Below are 17,305 nucleotides of genomic sequence, written 5' to 3' on the forward strand. Positions count from 1 at the left end.
CTGATAGGGCTTTGCTATTCCAGCTCGCTCAGCACGCGCTTGAGCAGGCTCTCCAGCGTGTCGCGCTCGGCTTCGTTCAAGGTGTTGAACACCATATGAACGCGGTTGCGCAAAATCGGTAACAGTTGGCGCACGTTGTCGTCGCCACCGCTGGCCAGACGCAGGTCGACGCGGCGGCGGTCATCCGGATTGGGCGCGCGTTCCAGCAGGCCCTTGGCCACCAGTTCGTCGCAGATGCGCGTAACGTTGGCGCGCGATTCGCCGGTGGCCTCGGCCAGTTGCGACGGATTCAGCGTTGAATGGCACTGGCTGAACAGCATCATCAGTGCGGTAAAGCTCACCGGGTTGAGGTCATGCTCGCGCAGCGCATCGGTCATACGGGCGTGCAGGCCGGCGTAAACATGCTTGATCAGGTGCGTGAGCAGCACGTTCTGCCGGGTGGCGTCTGCCTCCGGGTCCTGCATGCGCTGGCAGACCTGATCGATTTTGTCCTCGGTCGACTTGAAGCTGGCCGGGGTGATGTAATGTTTGTTCATGAATAAATAGTACATTTTTTAACTATTTTTTTGCAACTGCTTTTTTCGACCGTTCGTCGTGTTGCCGATGGGGGTGTAGAAGGCAGTTGGGCGCCTGAACGGCGCCCGGAGGGGAATCAGCGCAGTGCGCGCTGCAGCAACGCGACCGTGCCGGCAATTGCAGCAAGCACCGCCAGCCCGACAAACACATGATCGCTGGCGATCAGTGAGGCCTGCCGGTCGATTTCTGCCGACCATTGCGCCAGCGTGGCGGTGCTGATGCCACCGGGCTGGAAGGCGTCCAGCGTGGCATGGTCGAAGCGGCTGACCAGATCGGTGCGTGCCTCGGCGCGTACGTCCTGCAGCAGCAGGCTGGTCATGCCCAGGCCCAGCGCGCTGGCCACCTCGCGCATGATGTTTTTCAGCTGATAGGCATGGGCGAAGTCGGCTTCGTCAAAGTCCAGATAGGTCATGCTGGCCACCTGCACCATGATGAGTACGAAGGTGGTGCCCTGCAACAGGATGGCCGGCACGATGACCTGCGTTGAAGCGCCCGGCATGGCGGCATGCGCCAGCCACAGGCAGACCAGCACCAGAACGGCAAAGCCGGCGGCAATCACGCGCCGTTTGCCGAACACGCGCGGAAACTGCCAGGTGTGGATCACGGTGCAGCACACGGTGGCCAGCCCGCCCAGGGTCAGCAGCAGGCCGGTGGTAGCAAAGTCATAGCCCAGCCCGTCCTGCAGGAAGGACGACAGCAGAAAGCTCCAGCAGCCATTGATCAGATAGAACAGGCCGTAAAAGCCCAGCCCGGCCAGATAGCGGCGGCTGCCCAGCCGGCGCACGTCCAGCCACGGGTCGGGGTGGCGGTGCAGTCGCGCGGCGATGAAGGCAACAATGGCGGCGCCGGCCAGCATCCACGGCACCAGCCCGGCCACGCCGCCGGGGCGCAGATAGCGCAGGTCTTGCAGACCATGCAGCAACAGCAGCGCACCCAATCCCATGGCCAGCACGGCCGGCCAGTCCAGATGGCCGACGGCGCGCTCGCCCGGTGCATGCGTGCGGCGCGGGTAAAGCAGCCACACCAGTGGCAGCAGCAGCGCTGCCGCGCCGGCCTGCAGCAGGAACACGCTGCTCCAGCCCTCGCGCATCACCAGCTCGGCCGAAATCCACGGCGCGACGGCCATCATGCCGTTGGCGCCGATGCCAAAGCCCCAGAACAGCGCCAGCCGTTCTTTGGGCTGGCTGACCACCTGCACGATCACGCGTGCCGCGGTGAACAAGCCGCCACCGCCCAGCCCCTGCAGCACGCGCGCCAGCACCAGCTGAGAGATATTGTCCGACATCGCACAGGCCAGCGAGCCAGCCACGAAAACAGCCAAAGACAGCAAGGTGTAGCTGCGGTAGCTGATGCGCTGCGCCAGCCGGCCGATCACCAGATTGGCGACGATGGCCGATGCGGCATAGGCGCTGATGGCCCACAGGTATTCCTCGGGCGAGGCATGCACGCCGCCCCGGATATGGCTGCCGGCAATGCCTATCATCGCGGCGGCAATGAAATCGATGCCGGTGACCAGCCCGGCAACCAGACCAAACAGATAAACCCGGATGCGCCCCATTTCCGGGTGTCTGGCAAGCATGGGGGCAGAGATCGCAGTATTCATCCATGCACGCTATATTGTATTCATGGCTGGATAAATGCCGCTTTGTGGAATGATTGTTCATCCATGCGAACAAACGACTGGAATGACTGGTATGTCTTTGCCACGGTGGCGCAGCTGGGCAGTTTTACCCGTGCTGCGGCGCGGCTGGAGCTGCCCAAGTCGTCGACCAGCCTGGCGGTGGCGCGGCTGGAAAAGAAACTGGGCCAGCGCCTGCTGGAGCGCAGCACGCGCACCTTGCGGCTGACCGAGCAGGGGCAGGCACTGCTGGACGATATCGCGCCGCTGTTTGCCCAGCTGGATGACGTGGCCGACGGCGTGACCGCGCAGGGTGATACGCCGCGCGGACTGCTGCGCATCGCCGCGCCGTACGAGTTCGGCATGCTGCAGCTGGGCGAGGCGGTCTGCGCGCTGATGGCGCAGCATGCCGGGCTGAGCATCGATGTGGACGTGAGTAGCGGTCCGGTTGATCCGCTGTCGGCCGGCTACGACATCACCTTTGCCGTCACCGCCCAGCCATTGCCGGATTCCAGTCGCGTGGCCAAGCGCGTGTTCAGTGTGGCGCGTGGCTTGTATGCCGCACCGTCGCTGCTGCGTCGCTACGGCCAGCCGGCCGACATTGCGGCGCTGGCCGAATGGCCGACCATTGCCAACCCGCATGAAACCGAATGGCAGTTTGAGGATGCTGCCGGCAACCGCGCCGCACTGGCGCTGGCGCCGCGGCTGCGCTCGCCCAATGCCGGCCTGCGCCTGCAAGCCACGCTGGCGGGACTGGGGGCGAGCATGATTGCGCAAACCTATTACGACAGCCAGGTAAAGCCGCGCCAGCTGGTGCAGGTGTTGCCGCACTGGCAACCCGACCCGCTGCGCGTCTATGCCTTCATGCCGGCGCGGCGGCTGACCCCGGCCAAGACACGTGTGTTCATGGACGCGCTGGAGCATTGGTTGCGCCCGCCTGAATGACGGCAGTGCGAAAAGCGCAAAATCGGACAAGCGACTGCGGGCATGCTCGGTGAGTCTATCCCTGCCGGAGCAAACATGGACCCACACAACCTGGCCGAAGAGCAGGCTGCCGATTACCAGCGCTATGCCATTGCCGGTACGCCTGATGAAATGGCGGCAACGCTGGCAGCCATTGCGGCACCGCTGGCGCCACCTCTGCAATTTCAGCAGGCAGGCTGGAGTACGCCGCAGCGCGACTATGCGCGCGCCTGCCGGGCGCTGACCGCCGAACTCTATCCGCAGCTGGTTGAGGAAATCGACGCCTATGCCGATGCGGCCCATGTCGCGCGTGACGACATGCTGTGGCATTACTCGCTGGGCGTAACCGGTGGCTGCAGCGCGGTGGCGGTGCGCACGCGCGACGGCATGGTGGTCGGGCGCAACTACGATTTCTTCTACTTTGAAAACCGCCGTCATTTGCTGACCACCCGCCCGGCAGGTCGTTACGCCCACGTCGGCATGCATGACGGCCTGGCCGGTGGCCGCTTTGACGGCATGAATGAGCATGGTCTGTTCGTGTCGTTCAACGGCGCGGGCGAGCATGCCGACCCGGCGCCGGTGGGGCTGACTTTCCACCATGTGGTGCGCTATCTGCTGGAGCGTTGCCGGTCGATGGCCGAAGCCCGCGCAGCGTTGCTGGAGCTGCCCATCAAGGAGGCCAAGAGCTATCTGCTGGTTGATGCTGGTGACGCCTGCGTGGTCGAGGCGCACACCAGCCGGCGCGCGGTGCGCGAGCTGGACGACAGCGGGCTGCTGCGCGTGACCAATCATTATCTGCACCCGGCCATGCAGCCGCTGTGCCCGCCCTGGCCTAACTCAGAGGCGCGCTTCGATGCGCTGGGCGCGCTGCAGCCGGCCCAAGGGGCGGAGGAGACCGTCGCGCAGCTGCGGGCATTGCTGGCCGGGCACGACGCGCCGCTGTGCGGCCACCAGGATGGTCTGGCGACGTTCTGGAGCGCAGTTGCCCAGCCGGCCACGGGTGAAATCAGCTATTGCCTGGGCGCGCCATGCCGCAATCCGTGGCTGGCGGCCGGGCCGTTGCGCTGACAGCGCTGTATCTCGCCCCGCCGGCGCGGTAAAGTGCCGGCATGAGCAAGAAACTACCCCTATACCGCATCCTGCAGAATCAAGGCTTTGGCACCCGCAAGGGCTGTCAGCTGATGATAGAAGAGGGCGACGTCAGCGTGGCTGGCGCAGTCATCACCAAGCCCAAGGCCGAGTTCGACCCGGCCGGGCTGGTGTTCAGCGTGTTCGATGAAGAATGGCTGTACCGCGAGCACCTCTACATTGCGCTGAACAAGCCGGCCAACTACGAATGCTCGCGCAAGCCGTCGCACCACCCCGGTGTGCATACGCTGCTGCCCGAGCAATTCACCTGGCGCGAAGTGCAGCCAGTGGGCCGGCTGGACCACGACACCACCGGCTTGCTGTTGCTGTCGGACGACGGCGCCTTCATCCACGCGCAAAGCCACCCCAAGCATCATCAACCCAAGGTCTATGTCGCCACCCTGGCACAGCCGGCCGACAGCAGCCTGACCGATCAATTGCTGGCCGGTGTGCAGCTGCACGACGAACCTGCGCCGCTGGCGGCGCAGGTGGCACGGCTGATCGACCCGCTGCATGTCGAGATCGTTATCGATCAGGGCAAATATCATCAGGTCAAGCGCATGCTGGCTGCGGCCGGCAACCATTGTGCAGCGCTGGCGCGCGTGCAGATCGGCGGGCTGACGCTGGACGCGCTCGGGCTGGCCGAGGGGGAATGGTGCTATCTGGATGCGGAACAACTGGCGGTGCTGAACCGCGAGGATTGATGCACCGCTGGTTCGCGGGCAATAAAAAAACGGGGCGTCAGCCCCGTTTTTCATGTGTACCAACGGTTGGCAGTGCTTACTTCTTTTTCTTGGTCGCCGCAGCAGCCGGCTTGGCAGCAGCGCGCTCCTTGGCCAGCAGCTCGTTCACTACGTCCAGCGCACCCGCGTCTTCACGGCCGGAGACCTTGTATTTGCCGTTGATGATCAGCGTCGGCACGCCTTCGATGGCGTAGGTACGGCCCATGTCGTCCAGCTGCTTCAGCTGCTGGGCGGTCGAGAAGGTATTGTAGTTGGCCTTGAACTTGGCCACATCGATACCCTGCTTCTTGGCCCAGTCAAACAACGTGTCGTCACGGCGCAGTTCCAGGCCATCTTTCTGGATGGCGTTGAACACGGCTTGCTGATACTTGCCTTCCACGCCCATGTTTTGCAGCGCCAGGAAAATCTTGGCGTGCGCCTCGATATCGTTGCGGCCCGGCCAGTACACATGTACACGGCGGAAGTTCACGTCCTTGGGCAGCTTGGCTGCCCATTCCTCGACGGCGGGCTCCAGGCGGAAGCAGTGCGGGCAGCCGTACCAGAAGAATTCGATCACTTCGAGCTTGCCTGCCTGCGCCACCGGCTGTGGCGCGGTCAGCTTGGTGTAGTCAGTACCTTCGCGGACTTCGGCATGGGCGCCGCCTGCAATGAAGGCGGCGATGAGACCGGCAGCGGCCAACCAGCGTTTGAACATGGGTGCTCCTCGTTGAATCTCTGTTGAAATGTATGTCATGGATCGGCCAGCGGCCGATCAGTTCCCTTTGACGACGGTACTATCCACGTTGTTGCTCTTGAGTAAGCCACGTGTCTTGTCCAGTTCGGACAGACTGGTGAACGGGCCGACACGCACGCGGTGCCAGATGCCCTTGTCGCCCAGGTCGGTACTCTGGATATTCGCTTCCACGCCCATCAGGGCCAGCTTGGCTTTGAGGTTGTCGGCATCCTGCTCGTTCTGGAACGCGCCCACCTGCAGATACGCGCCCTTGGGGGCTTCTGCCTTGGCCGGCTGGGTCGGCTCGGGCTTTCTGGTGTCAGCCTTGTCGCCTTTGTCGCTGCTGTCGTTCAACTGCGGCAGCACCTTATAGAAGTCGAGTGCCACGCCACTGGCCGCGCTGGCAGCACTGGCCACTTTCGGCGCCTGGGTGGCAAGAGGCTCATCCTTGCTCACGCCGTTGGGGCGCAGGATTTCCGGGCCCTTGTCGGTGCTGGTGGCTGGCGCCGAGCCGATGGCATCGGGCGGCGTATCCTGCCCGTTGCCCTTGCTCTGGAACGGGTTGGTGCCGCGATTGAGGAAGAAAGCGACAGCCACGGCGATAGCCACACCGACCATCAGGCCGATGAACAGGCCGGTCAGCATCGAGCTGCCGCCGCCCTTGGCGCGGCTGGCTCCGGTTGTGCGCGGTTTTTTCATGTCGCGGGCCATTTGCTATTTTCTCCGGGCGCTTGCGCCGCACTATCTAGTCTTACCCATGCCTGTTCGGGCAATGCGGGGGTGTTCTGGCTACTGCAGGGGGCGGGGTGTTTTCCACCCGTTCGTCGGCGGTGCCGACAGCAGTTCGGCGGATTATACGTGCGGCGGGCGTGGTTGGAGAAAAGCGGCGCATAAACCGTAACAATTTCCGCTGTCGGGCATGGTTCTCGCTCCGCTTACAGAGTAGAATGCGAATTGATCTCAATTAACAACACCGGGCGCGCATGCCCCGAACCGGGAGTCGGATATGAAAAAGACCGTCGTTGTTGCTTTGCTTGCTCTGGCCGGCCTCGCCCAAGCGGCCGAATACCCCATCGGTAAACCGGCCATCAAGGCCGGCATGGAAATCGGCGCGGTTTATCTGCAGCCGATCAAGATGGAGCCGGAAGGCATGATGAATCCGGTCGAAAAATCCGACGTGCACCTGGAAGCCGACATCCACGCGGTCAAGGGCAACCCGAACGGCTTTGCCGAGGGTGAATGGGTGCCCTACCTGCTGATCAAGTACGAAATCCAGAAGGTAGGCAGCAAGAACGTGATCAAGGGTGATTTCATGCCCATGGTTGCCAGCGACGGCCCGCACTACGGTGACAACGTGAAGCTGGAAGGCCCGGGCAAGTACAAGCTCAAGTACACCGTCCTCGCACCGTCTGAAAATCCGGGCGCGCACTTTGGCCGCCATGTGGACAAGGAAACCGGCGTGGCGGCATGGTTCAAGCCGTTCGAGCTGAACTATGAGTTCACCTATGCCGGCACTGGCAAGAAGGGCGGTTACTAAGCCTTGATCGGGCGCTGCATGGCAGCGTCCTTGTTGTGTTTTGCGCTCTGGAGTTCAAGCATGCGTCACTGGATGGCCATTGCGGCCCTTGCCCTTGCTGGTCTGGCCCACGCCGAAGACCTGCCCACGTTCAAGATCACCATCAAGGACGGCACCATTTCGCCCGCGCGTCTTGAAGCGCCTGCAGGCAAGCGCTTCAAGCTCGAAATCACCAATGCCGGCAAATCGCCGGCCGAGTTCGAAAGCATCTCGCTGCGCAAGGAAAAAGTGCTTGGCCCCGGCGTGACCTCGTTCGTGGTGGTCAACCCGACCAGCCCGGCCGAACACGTGTATTTCGATGATTTTCACCCGCAGGCCAAGGGCGTGCTGGTGATCAAGTAAGCAATCAGTTTTGGAGCTGCCGGCACAAGCCGGTGCTGCGATGCTGGCAAGGCACGCAAGCGGTGCAAGCCATGCCGCAAGTGCAGGCAATGTGGCCGGCAGGACTTTGTCAGCAGCTCTTGGGTAATTGAAATGCGGCGTGCGCCACTGGTGCATGCCCAGGCGAGGTAGCCCGTCATGGATCAGGTTCTGTTTATCGTCTGGCGCGAAAGCGTCGAAGCATTGCTGGTGGTCGGCATTCTGTATGCCTGGCTCAGGGCCAACCCGGCCGGCCAGCGCGGCTTGCGCTTTCTGTGGGGTGGCGTGGCTGCCGGCCTGGCCCTGTCGGGCCTGCTGGCGCTGGTGATTCTCGGCGTGGCCACCTTCCTCGATGATGACGGGCAGCAATACTTCCAGTCCGGCATGGCGCTGGTCGCGTCGGCGCTGGTGGTGCAGATGGTGTACTGGATGCGCAAGCACGGCCGCACGCTCAAGCGCGAGCTGGAGTCCGGGCTGGCCGACAATGTCGAGCGCTCCAACTGGTGGGGCCTCTTGGTGCTGGTGATGATCGCCGTGGCGCGCGAGGGCAGCGAAACCGTGGTGTTCCTGTACGGCACGATCGCCGCGGCAGACAGCGCGCAGATCGCGCCGTTCGCGCTGGCCGGTGCGGTTGGCCTGATTGCCGCATTTGCCACGTTCTGGCTGCTGCAACTGGGCGGCAAGCTGATTACCTGGCGCCGTTTCTTCCGCATTACCGAGGTGCTGCTGCTGTTGCTGGCCGGTGCGCTGCTGGTCAGCGGGCTGGAAAAGCTGGTGTCGGTCGGCGCGCTGCCGGGCATCGTTGACCCGCTGTGGAACAGTGCCGGCCTGCTGGATGACAGTCATGGCTTGGGCAAGCTGCTGGCCGACTTTGCCGGTTACCGTGCACAACCGGCGCTGTTGGTGCTGCTGGTGTGGGTAAGCTACTGGATCAGTACCTCCGTCCTGCTGCGCCGCGCCAGCCGGTCAGCCTGAACGCCCGCCCTGCGTTAAATTAGCCGATGACAACCTTTCAAGCCGTGAATTCCATGGGCAGCCGCGTGGCTGCCTTTGGGCATTTCCTGCAACGCCACAAGCGCGCGCTGCGCAATCTGCAGTGGCTGATCGTGCTGGTGTATGCCTTCCTGCTGATCGTGCCGGCGTGTTTGCCGCTGCCGGATGAAAAAGCGCACGTCTTCAATAATCTCACCGTGGTGGCGCAGTTTGCCTTCTGGGGCATCTGGTGGCCTTTCGTGCTGGTGTCCATGCCGCTGTTGGGCCGCGCCTGGTGCGGTTGGCTGTGCCCCGAAGGCATGCTGACCGAATGGGCCAGCGAGCGCGGCATCAACAAACCGATTCCCAAGTGGATACGCTGGGGCGGCTGGCCCTTTGTCGCGTTTGCGCTGACCACCATCTATGGCCAGCTGGTCAGCGTATACCAGTATCCGCTGGCGGTATTGCTGGTGCTGGGCGGCTCGACCGTTGGTGCCATGGCGATCGGTTATTTGTATGGCCGCGAAAAGCGCATCTGGTGCCGCTACATGTGCCCGGTGAACGGTGTGTTCAACTTGCTGGCCAAGCTGGCGCCGTGGCGTTTCAAGGTTGATGAAGATGCGTGGCGTGCCTCGCACGGCAAGAAGGTGATCCCGATCAACTGTGCGCCGCTGGTGCCATTGCGCCACATGCAGGGCGCCGGTGCGTGCCATATGTGCGGCCGCTGCAGCGGCCATCGCGATGCCATCGAGCTGGTGGCGCGCTCGCCCGAAGAAGAAGTGGTCAAGGTCGAGAAGGGTGATGGCTGGCAGACGGCATTGATCGTGTTCGGCATGATGGGCCTCGCTACCGGTGCCTTTCTGTGGAGCAGCAGTCCGTGGCTGGTGGCGCTCAAGCAGGACATTGCCAGCTGGCTGATCGACCGCGACATCATGTGGCCGCTGGCCGACAACGCGCCGTGGTGGATGCTCACCCATTACCCCGAAGTAGGCGACAGCTTCAGCTGGCTGGATGGCGCGCTCATCCTGGCCTTTATTGCCGCCGGCGCCGTCGTGGTGGGTGGCGGGCTGTGGCTGGCGCTGTGGCTGGCCGACCGTGCGCTGCCGCAGCGCAGCGCCGGCAGCCTCAACAAGCTGGCGCTGGGCTTCATTCCGGCGGCGGGCTGTGGTGTGTTCCTCGGCCTGACCGCCACCACCATCACCTTGCTCAAGCACGAGGGCATGGGTACCGACTGGGTCAACACCGTGCGCTTTGGCCTGCTGGCACTTGCATTGGCCTGGTCGCTGCGGCTGGTGTGGCGTCTGTCGGTACAGCGCGGTGCCGGCATCATCCGCAGCGCCGCTGCGCAGCTGGTTCTGGCCGGCGGGCTGCTGCCGTTCGTCGCCGCCTGGGTGTATTTCTTCGTCATCTGGTAATCACCCGATTTTCAATGCTGCACTGCAGCGTGCACAATGCACTGCAGTGCGGCACCGGCTTGGTGCTGCCAGACGCGGCGTTGCGCCGTATAATCTCCCGCTTTGTAATATATCTAGACAGGATTTGCGATGTCCGACGCAGCCAATAAAGCCTGGTCAGGCCGTTTCAACGAACCGGTATCCGAGCTGGTGAAGCGCTATACCGCTTCGGTTACCTTCGACAAGCGTATGGCTGAAGTCGACATCCAAGGCTCGCTGGCGCATGCCGCCATGCTGAACAAGTCCGGCGTGCTGTCGGATGACGACCTCGCCGCCATTCGCGGCGGCATGGCCGACATCCTGGCCGATATCCGTGCCGGCACGCTGGAATGGAGCATCGACCTCGAAGACGTGCACATGAACGTCGAGCGCCGTCTGACCGACAAGATCGGCGATGCCGGCAAGCGCCTGCACACCGGCCGCTCGCGCAACGATCAGGTGGCCACCGATATCCGCCTGTATCTGCGCGGCGCCACCGATGCCATCGTCGGTCTGGTGCACGAACTGCAGCGCTCGCTGGTCGATCTGGCCGAGCAACACGCCGCCACCGTCATGCCGGGCTTTACCCATTTGCAGGTGGCGCAGCCGGTGACTTTCGGCCACCACATGCTGGCTTATGTAGAAATGCTGGGCCGTGATGCCGAGCGCTTCATCGATGCCCGCAAGCGCATCAACCGCCTGCCGCTGGGTTCGGCCGCACTGGCCGGCACCACTTACCCGATCGACCGCGAATACACCGCGCAACTGCTGGGCTTTGACAGTGTGACGCAGAATTCGCTCGATGCCGTCAGTGATCGTGACTTCGCCATCGAATTCACCGCTGCCGCCGCGCTGACCATGACGCACCTCAGCCGCCTGTCGGAAGAGCTCATCATCTGGATGAGCCCGCGCTTCGGCTTCATCGACATTGCCGACCGCTTCTGTACCGGCTCGTCCATCATGCCGCAGAAGAAAAATCCGGATGTGCCCGAGCTGGTGCGTGGCAAGACCGGCCGCGTCAATGGCCATCTGGTCGCGCTGCTGACCCTGATGAAGTCGCAGCCGCTGGCGTACAACAAGGACAACCAGGAAGACAAGGAGCCGCTGTTCGATACGGTGGATACCCTGTCCGACACACTGCGCATTTACGCCGACATGATGCGTGGCATCACCGTCAAGCCGGAAGCGATGGAGCGCGCGGTGAAGCAAGGCTTCGCTACCGCGACCGATCTGGCCGACTATCTGGTGAAGAAGGGCCTGCCGTTCCGCGATGCGCACGAAGCCGTCGCGCTGGCCGTGCGCTATGCCGAAGAAAAGCGCCGCGACCTGTCCGAACTGCAACTGGTCGAGCTGCAAAGCTTCTCGCCGCTGATCGATGCCGATGTGGTCAACGTGCTGACCCCCGAGGGCAGCCTGGCCGCGCGTGACCACGTGGGTGGCACCGCACCGAACCAGGTGCGCGCGCAGATTGCCCGCTGGCGTGGCCTGCTGGCCGCGTAAGCGCCGGCGCAACAGCCGCGTGTTGGCGTTGTTCCCGATAACCCCCTGCCCGGCAGGGGGTTATCTTTTGGGCGTTTCGTGTTGAGTTTTGGAGTTTTGGCATGTCGGTAACTCCGGCGCTGCGCTGGCAGTGGTATGACTTTGACGCTTTCGATGCACGCACCTTGTATGCCTATCTCAAGCTGCGCGTCGATATTTTCGTGGTCGAGCAAAACTGCCCGTATCCCGAGCTGGATGATCTGGATCTGCAGGCGCGGCATCTGCTGGGCCATGACGAGCAAGGACGCGTGCTGGCCTGCTTGCGGCTGGTGCCACCCGGCCTCAAGTATGCGCAGCCCTCGTTGGGCCGCGTGGTGATCGCACCGGCCGCACGGGGCACTGGCGCAGGTCATCAGTTGATTGCCGAAGCCTTGCGCCATTCGGATGCGCTCTACCCGGGCATGGCCCACCAGATCGGCGCACAGGCGCATCTGGCAGGCTTTTACGGCCGGCATGGCTTTGTGCAGAATGGGGATGTTTACGATGAGGACGGCATCCCGCACATCCACATGCTGCGCGCCGCGAACTGATGTCATGCCCGAACTGATTTCCCACATGATCTGCGCGCCGGAATTTGACGGCGCCGGCCACGTCATCGAAATCCATGTCACCACCGGTGACTGGGTCGCGCGCGACGCGCGGCTGGCCAGCGTGCGCTGGGAAGACGGCGAAGCCATCGTGCATGCGCCGGATGCCGGCAGCGTGTCGGCCTTGCTGGTCGGCGTGGGTGACATGCTGGGCAGCGGCGAGCTGCTGCTGATGATGGAAATCGAAGAAGCAGATACCGGCTGGCTGCCGCTGGATTTGCCGGCCGCGTGCGAGGTGCCGGCGCTGCCGTCGGTACGCGTGCCTGCTGCCGTTGTCAGTAGCGACGTGCTGCAGGTCAGCCGCGATGCCGCAGCGCTGGCAGCCAGGCTGGGTGTTGACCTGAGCCAGGTGCAGTCCGGTGCTCGCGGCGTGATCGAGCAGGCCGATGTGGAGCGGTATGTGCGCAACAGGCTGGCCGGCCCGCAGTGAGCAGATGCACAAGCCTGTTCGGCTTGGCACTGTTGCATGGTGTGGCCTAGGGTGGCTGAAGTAAGATGAGTTTGTTTTCGACGGCAGTGCATCTTCAACAGGAGTATTGAGAATGTCAGGCAAGTTCGTACTCAAACTGGCCAAGGATGGCCAGCACATGTTCAATCTGAAGGCCGGCAACGGCGAGATCATCCTGACCAGCGAGCTGTATCGCAGCAAGGATTCCGCACTGAACGGCATTGAATCGGTGCGCAAGAACGCGCCGGACATCAATCGCTTCGAGATTCGCGAAAACAGCAAGGGCGAGCCCTACTTCATCCTCAAGGCCGCCAACCATCAGGAAATCGGTCGCAGCGAGTATTACAGCGGCAAGGCTGCTGCTGAAAAGGGCATTGCCTCGGTGCAGAAGAATGCGCCGGATGCCGCGCTGGTTGACGAAACAGCCTGAGTGCAACGCCGTCATCATGAGGGCCCGACCGGGCCCTTTTTCTTTTTGCCACTGACCCCGGATATGCAGCATGGAAGCGCAACAGCACACCGTCCACAACCTGATCGTCCACCAATTGATCAAGGATCCGCACGGCCCGGCCTCCATTGCGCTGCGCCCGGGTGAAATGCGCGTTTCCGCAGCGGCGCAGCGGCTGATCGACCATCTGTGTTTGCGCTATGCCGAGCGCACAGGCAAGGGTTATGGCCGCTTCGAGGATGATGAAGACAACTTCCCCATGGCCCGCTTCGTGCGCCAGCACGTGGTCGAGCAATCCATCGACTTCATCACCTTGGCGCAGCTGATGATGCAGCATCTGCAGGTGCGTGCCGGCGAAGAGCAACTGGCCAGCGGCGGCTATGTACTGATCGCGCGTGTCGATGCCATGGGGCGCGATGTATTGCTGGTGGCGCTGATCACCGAAACGGTCGGCACCGCCATTACCGAGGGGCTGGACATCATCGACAGCGTGCATCTGGACCTGGGCAATGTGCGCGTGGCCGGCCGCATCGATCTGGAGGGCTGGCAGCGGGGCGCCGAGCGTTACATCAGCTTCCTCAAGGGGCGCGGCGATGTGGCGCATTACTTCAAGCTCTTCCTCGGCTGCAACGATGTGGTGCTGGCGCTGAAGGAAACCCAGAAGCTGGTGCAGGGCCTCACCCAGTTTGCCGAGCGTCAGCAACTGCCCAACGACACGCGCGATGCCTTGTTCGAGCGCGCACACGGCTATCTGGATGAAGCCGGCAGCGATGGCGAGCCGGTGAGCCTGGATGTGCTGGTACAGCGCGCCTGGCCCGATGCCCCGGCTGAGTTGCGTAACCAGTTTGCGCGCGAGGACGAGGGCGCCGTGTCCGGCGGCTTCATCCCCGACCGGCGCGCGATCCGCCCGCTGACCCACTTCAAGGCCAGTGCCGAGCACTGGAAGATCGAATTCGACCGCAGCAGTCTGCGCAGCGGCCAGGTGATCTACAACCGCGAAAACGGCACCCTGGTGCTGACCGAAATCCCTGACGATTTGCGCCGAGCCTTGCTGGGCGATGGTTGATAGTCCCGGCGTTCTGCAGTCCATGAGCGAAGCCGTTTTTTTGCCACAGCTGGCGAGCTGGTTGCGGAGCGATACCCACCGCTGGGCCGCCTTGCAGCATGCCGCCGCGTTGGGATTGCCCGACTGGTGCATTGCCGCTGGTTTTGTGCGCAATCTGGCTTGGGACAAGCTGCACGGCCATGCCGAAAATACGCCGCTGGCTGATATCGACCTGATCTACTTCGATGCTGCCGATTGCAGTTCAGAGCGTGACCATGTGCTCGAAGCTGCACTCACCCGCAGCGCACCGCAGTACGACTGGTCGGTGAAGAACCAGGCGCGCATGCACCTGCGCAATCACGATGCGCCTTACCGGGATAGTGTCGATGCGATGTCGTACTGGGTAAGCGAGGAAGATGCCGTTGCCGTGCGGCTGGAGGCCGACGGCAGCCTGCGCTGGCTGGGCGCCTTCGGTATCGACAAGCTGCAGCTGCTGCAGATCACGCTCAACCACAAGCGCCCCAAGCACGACGATTTCGAGCGGCGCATCCGCGACAAGGGCTGGCTGCAGCGCTGGCCGTTGCTGCGCGTGGTGCGCTGAGAGCCTGTTTGCCCGCTCGGCCATCTTTGGCGGATTAACCTGTATCAAGCCCCCGGCAACGCCAGGCGCTCACCGATTTTTGAAGGTGAAACAGCGGCTCTCCCTGATTGATTCCACTCCCCCCGTCCTCGCCTCCGCGAGGGAGCCTCGCTGTGCTCGTCAGCGGCACGAATCGGGTCTTTGAAAGTCAAGTATTTGCGGACATAACAGGCGCTGAGCGCCTGTTTGCCCTCTCGGCCGTCTTCGGCGGATTAACTGGTATCAAGCCCCCCCCCGCTTTCGCCACGTACCTCAGCGTACGAAGCTTAGCGTCTGCCCGTCATCCGGCACCAGCAGGCGCTGCGCCAGCCCCTGCTCGCGTGCCTGCTGCCGCAGCACGCTGCGCGGTACCGGGCAGTGATCCAGCGCTTCCAGATGGTTGGCGATGAAGGCGCCGCTGCCCAGCGCGGCCAGTGCCAGCACCTGTTCGTCATCCATGATCAGCTCGGCGCCAAAATCCATGGCCGCGCCGCCGGCCGGCACGATGCTCACGTCCGGTTTGCGCTCGGTGATGCAGCGGCGCATGTCGTCGGTGAGTACCGTATCGCCGGCGATATACAGGCTGGGTTCGCCGGCTTGCTCGATGTAATAGCCATGGCCATGCACCATCAGCCGGCCTATCCAGCCCTCACCATGCAGGCAGGGGATGGGCGTGATATGGCCGTTGCGGAACGGTGTGGCGCCCTCGGCATTCAGCACCTGCACCTTCAGCCCGCGCTTGCGCAGGAAGTCGGCATCGTCCGGCATGCATAGCACCGGGATGCCGCGCTCGCGCAGCCAGCGTGTGCCGGCGCGGTCCAGGTGGTCGACATGGCCCTTGCGGCAGTGGGTGATCAGCGCATGCGTCACGCTGGCCAGATGCTCGGCCGTGCCGTCGGGCAACGGTACGATGGGGTTGCGGCGGCGCTGGCCGGTCAACCACTTGAAGGGGGGAATCGCGCCCTGGTCGGCCAGCATGGGGTCGATCAGGATGCGGCAATCGTCATAAGCCACGACGACAGTGGCATTGCGCAGTTGGGTGATGTTCATGCGGCACATTGTGGCGGCCGGGCGCACCGGCTACCATGGCCTGATCTGCCATATGGATTGCATATCGTGCCAATGTTCGAAATCGGCCTGCTGCTGTATCCGGGCTGCATGCCGGCCGGCCTGCTGGCCACGGTGGATTTGCTGCAGGCCGCCAACCGGCGCAGCGGGCGCCGCCTGTTTGGCTGGCGCTGGCTGGGCGTGGAGGCCGGGCCAGTGGCCTGTGCACACGGTGTGACCCTGCAGACCGACGTGGCGCTGGCGGATGCCGGGTGCGCGGCGGTACTGGTGGCCGGCATGTGGGCCGAATCCATCGCGGAGGTAGAGCAGGTGCTGAGCGAGCAGCAGTCCTTGCTGCGAGCATTGCGGGCGCTGCCCACCGCAGTGCAGCTATGGAGCTATTGCACCGGTGTGGCATTGGCCGCTGCGTCGGGCCGGCTGGATGGCCACGCGGCCACGGCAACGTGGTGGATGGCGCCGTGGCAACAGCAGCGTCATCCGCAGGTGGATTGGCAATGGCAGCGCACCTGTGTGTTCAACCTGCACAATGCCAGTGCATCGGGTGCGCATGGCTATCTGCCCATCGTCAGCGGCATGCTGGAACAAAAACTGCCGCCCGAGCTGTGGCGTGATCTGGCGCGGCTATTGGTGTTGCCGCGCCCGCAGCCGGTGGCATCGGTGTTTCAGGCCTTGGCGCTAATCGGCATTGCCGACCCGTGGCTGCGCCGCTTGAGGCTGGCCATCGAGGATTGCCCGGCCGGCGCGTTGACGGTGGCCCGGCTGGCGGAGGTAATGGCCGTATCGCCGCGCACCCTGGCGCGCAAGGCGGCTGCCGCCGGTGCTGATGGGGTAGGCGAGTATGCGCGGCGGGTAAAGCTCAATCAGGTGGCAGAGCAACTGGCGCACACCGCGTTGCCGCTGGTACGCATTGCCGATGCACTGGGCTTTGCCGATGAAACCAGTCTACGCCGCGCGTTCAGGCAGGTGTCCGGCATGACGCCGGCCGAGTACCGGCGGGCCTATCAAGCGTGAACTGGCGCAAGACGCTTGAGTCCCTAAGGGCTGGCAACAAAGCCCAGCGCAGCGGTGCTGGCAAGGCGCGCGAAACGCAGACAGTACAAGTCGTACGGCAAGTGAGCGCAACGCAGCCAGCTGGGGTTTTGTTGCTAGCTGTGAAGGTTCAATAGGTTGTTGCGGGTGTTCACCCGGTGAGATTTTGAGAGACTGGAAATCGCCAAACCCCCAGTCACTACAGAGCCCCGATCCGGATGAACACCCATAAGAATGCCCGATTGACCTACCTTCGTCGCCTTGAAATGGTTCAAGACATCACCCAGCGGCGCCACACCGCGGAACAAGCCGGTGCCACACATGGCGTCAGTGCCGTCACCGCACGCAAATGGCTGGCCCGCTACCTGGCCGGTGGCGCGCCCGCATTGCTCGACAAATCCTCACGCCCAGCCCGTTCGCCACGCACCATTTCGCCCGAGA

The 17,305-nt window shown here is 63.4% G+C and carries 20 protein-coding genes; 15 read left to right on the forward strand and 5 right to left on the reverse strand.

The genetic code is table 11. From position 1 onward, the window contains the following. Positions 1–14: 14 nt before the first annotated feature. Positions 15–536, reverse strand: a complete 522-nt coding sequence (locus tag B9A19_RS14500; RefSeq protein ID WP_176216948.1) for a MarR family transcriptional regulator — start codon at positions 534–536, stop codon at positions 15–17. A 116-nt stretch (positions 537–652) separates the two neighbouring features. Then, the gene (locus B9A19_RS14505; protein ID WP_176216949.1) at positions 653–2,155 is read right to left on the reverse strand and encodes an MFS transporter; all 1,503 of its coding nucleotides are present in this window, start codon (positions 2,153–2,155) and stop codon (positions 653–655) included. Between the two features lie 87 nt (positions 2,156–2,242). On the opposite strand from B9A19_RS14505, the gene B9A19_RS14510 reads away from it, so the two are divergent. The 3 genes from B9A19_RS14510 to B9A19_RS14520 all read left to right on the forward strand — a co-directional run bounded on the left by B9A19_RS14510 (position 2,243) and on the right by B9A19_RS14520 (position 4,989). Then, on the forward strand, positions 2,243–3,139 hold the full coding sequence (locus tag B9A19_RS14510) for a LysR family transcriptional regulator (protein WP_084091525.1): 897 nt from the start codon (positions 2,243–2,245) through the stop codon (positions 3,137–3,139). Between the two features lie 75 nt (positions 3,140–3,214). Continuing rightward, positions 3,215–4,225 (forward strand): C45 family autoproteolytic acyltransferase/hydrolase, encoded by a 1,011-nt coding sequence (locus tag B9A19_RS14515; RefSeq protein ID WP_176216950.1) that lies wholly within the window; start codon positions 3,215–3,217, stop codon positions 4,223–4,225. A gap of 41 nt (positions 4,226–4,266) precedes the next feature. Next, on the forward strand, positions 4,267–4,989 hold the full coding sequence (locus B9A19_RS14520) for a pseudouridine synthase (RefSeq protein WP_084091527.1): 723 nt from the start codon (positions 4,267–4,269) through the stop codon (positions 4,987–4,989). Between the two features lie 76 nt (positions 4,990–5,065). Here the strand turns inward: B9A19_RS14520 and B9A19_RS14525 are convergent, their stop codons facing one another. Both B9A19_RS14525 and B9A19_RS14530 read right to left on the reverse strand, forming a co-directional pair. Continuing rightward, entirely contained in the window at positions 5,066–5,722 is a 657-nt protein-coding gene (locus B9A19_RS14525) for a thiol:disulfide interchange protein DsbA/DsbL (protein WP_176216951.1), read from the reverse strand. A 57-nt stretch (positions 5,723–5,779) separates the two neighbouring features. After that, complete coding sequence (locus tag B9A19_RS14530; protein ID WP_084091548.1) at positions 5,780–6,439, reverse strand: SPOR domain-containing protein; 660 nt, start codon at positions 6,437–6,439, stop codon at positions 5,780–5,782. Positions 6,440–6,746: 307 nt separating this feature from the next. On the opposite strand from B9A19_RS14530, the gene B9A19_RS14535 reads away from it, so the two are divergent. The 10 genes from B9A19_RS14535 to B9A19_RS14580 all read left to right on the forward strand — a co-directional run bounded on the left by B9A19_RS14535 (position 6,747) and on the right by B9A19_RS14580 (position 14,749). Then, positions 6,747–7,277 carry an iron transporter gene (locus B9A19_RS14535; protein WP_084091529.1) on the forward strand — a complete coding sequence of 177 codons (531 nt, stop codon included), beginning with the start codon at positions 6,747–6,749 and terminating at the stop codon, positions 7,275–7,277. 60 nt (positions 7,278–7,337) lie between these two features. Then, positions 7,338–7,658, forward strand: a complete 321-nt coding sequence (locus tag B9A19_RS14540; RefSeq protein WP_084091530.1) for a cupredoxin domain-containing protein — start codon at positions 7,338–7,340, stop codon at positions 7,656–7,658. Positions 7,659–7,835: 177 nt separating this feature from the next. Further along, entirely contained in the window at positions 7,836–8,651 is an 816-nt protein-coding gene (locus B9A19_RS14545) for an FTR1 family iron permease (protein WP_084091531.1), read from the forward strand. Between the two features lie 26 nt (positions 8,652–8,677). Then, a complete protein-coding gene (locus tag B9A19_RS14550; RefSeq protein ID WP_176216952.1) occupies positions 8,678–10,063 on the forward strand; it encodes a 4Fe-4S binding protein in 1,386 nt (461 codons plus the stop codon). Positions 10,064–10,192: 129 nt separating this feature from the next. Further along, complete coding sequence (argH, locus tag B9A19_RS14555) at positions 10,193–11,581, forward strand: argininosuccinate lyase (protein WP_084091533.1); 1,389 nt, start codon at positions 10,193–10,195, stop codon at positions 11,579–11,581. 101 nt (positions 11,582–11,682) lie between these two features. Then, on the forward strand, positions 11,683–12,150 hold the full coding sequence (locus B9A19_RS14560; protein WP_084091534.1) for a GNAT family N-acetyltransferase: 468 nt from the start codon (positions 11,683–11,685) through the stop codon (positions 12,148–12,150). Between the two features lie 4 nt (positions 12,151–12,154). After that, positions 12,155–12,637 carry a biotin/lipoyl-containing protein gene (locus B9A19_RS14565; protein WP_176216953.1) on the forward strand — a complete coding sequence of 161 codons (483 nt, stop codon included), beginning with the start codon at positions 12,155–12,157 and terminating at the stop codon, positions 12,635–12,637. Positions 12,638–12,749: 112 nt separating this feature from the next. After that, on the forward strand, positions 12,750–13,085 hold the full coding sequence (locus B9A19_RS14570) for a YegP family protein (protein WP_084091536.1): 336 nt from the start codon (positions 12,750–12,752) through the stop codon (positions 13,083–13,085). 70 nt (positions 13,086–13,155) lie between these two features. Next, positions 13,156–14,169 carry a nucleoid-associated protein gene (locus B9A19_RS14575; protein WP_084091537.1) on the forward strand — a complete coding sequence of 338 codons (1,014 nt, stop codon included), beginning with the start codon at positions 13,156–13,158 and terminating at the stop codon, positions 14,167–14,169. 22 nt (positions 14,170–14,191) lie between these two features. Then, positions 14,192–14,749: a nucleotidyltransferase family protein gene (locus B9A19_RS14580; RefSeq protein WP_084091538.1), complete on the forward strand. Its 558-nt coding sequence runs from the start codon at positions 14,192–14,194 to the stop codon at positions 14,747–14,749. 291 nt (positions 14,750–15,040) lie between these two features. On the opposite strand, the gene B9A19_RS14585 is transcribed toward B9A19_RS14580, so the two are convergent. Then, positions 15,041–15,817 (reverse strand): MBL fold metallo-hydrolase, encoded by a 777-nt coding sequence (locus tag B9A19_RS14585; RefSeq protein WP_084091539.1) that lies wholly within the window; start codon positions 15,815–15,817, stop codon positions 15,041–15,043. Positions 15,818–15,889: 72 nt separating this feature from the next. Between B9A19_RS14585 and B9A19_RS14590 the strand changes: the two genes are divergently transcribed. Both B9A19_RS14590 and B9A19_RS14595 read left to right on the forward strand, forming a co-directional pair. Next, entirely contained in the window at positions 15,890–16,846 is a 957-nt protein-coding gene (locus B9A19_RS14590) for a GlxA family transcriptional regulator (RefSeq protein WP_084091540.1), read from the forward strand. Between the two features lie 236 nt (positions 16,847–17,082). Further along, positions 17,083–17,305, forward strand: a 223-nt coding sequence (locus tag B9A19_RS14595; RefSeq protein ID WP_139798860.1) for a leucine zipper domain-containing protein, incomplete at its 3' end; no start/stop codon positions are given.

Origin of the sequence: Andreprevotia lacus DSM 23236 (genome assembly GCF_900176275.1) — a bacterium.
Taxonomy (GTDB): Bacteria; Pseudomonadota; Gammaproteobacteria; order Burkholderiales; family Chitinibacteraceae; genus Andreprevotia; species Andreprevotia lacus.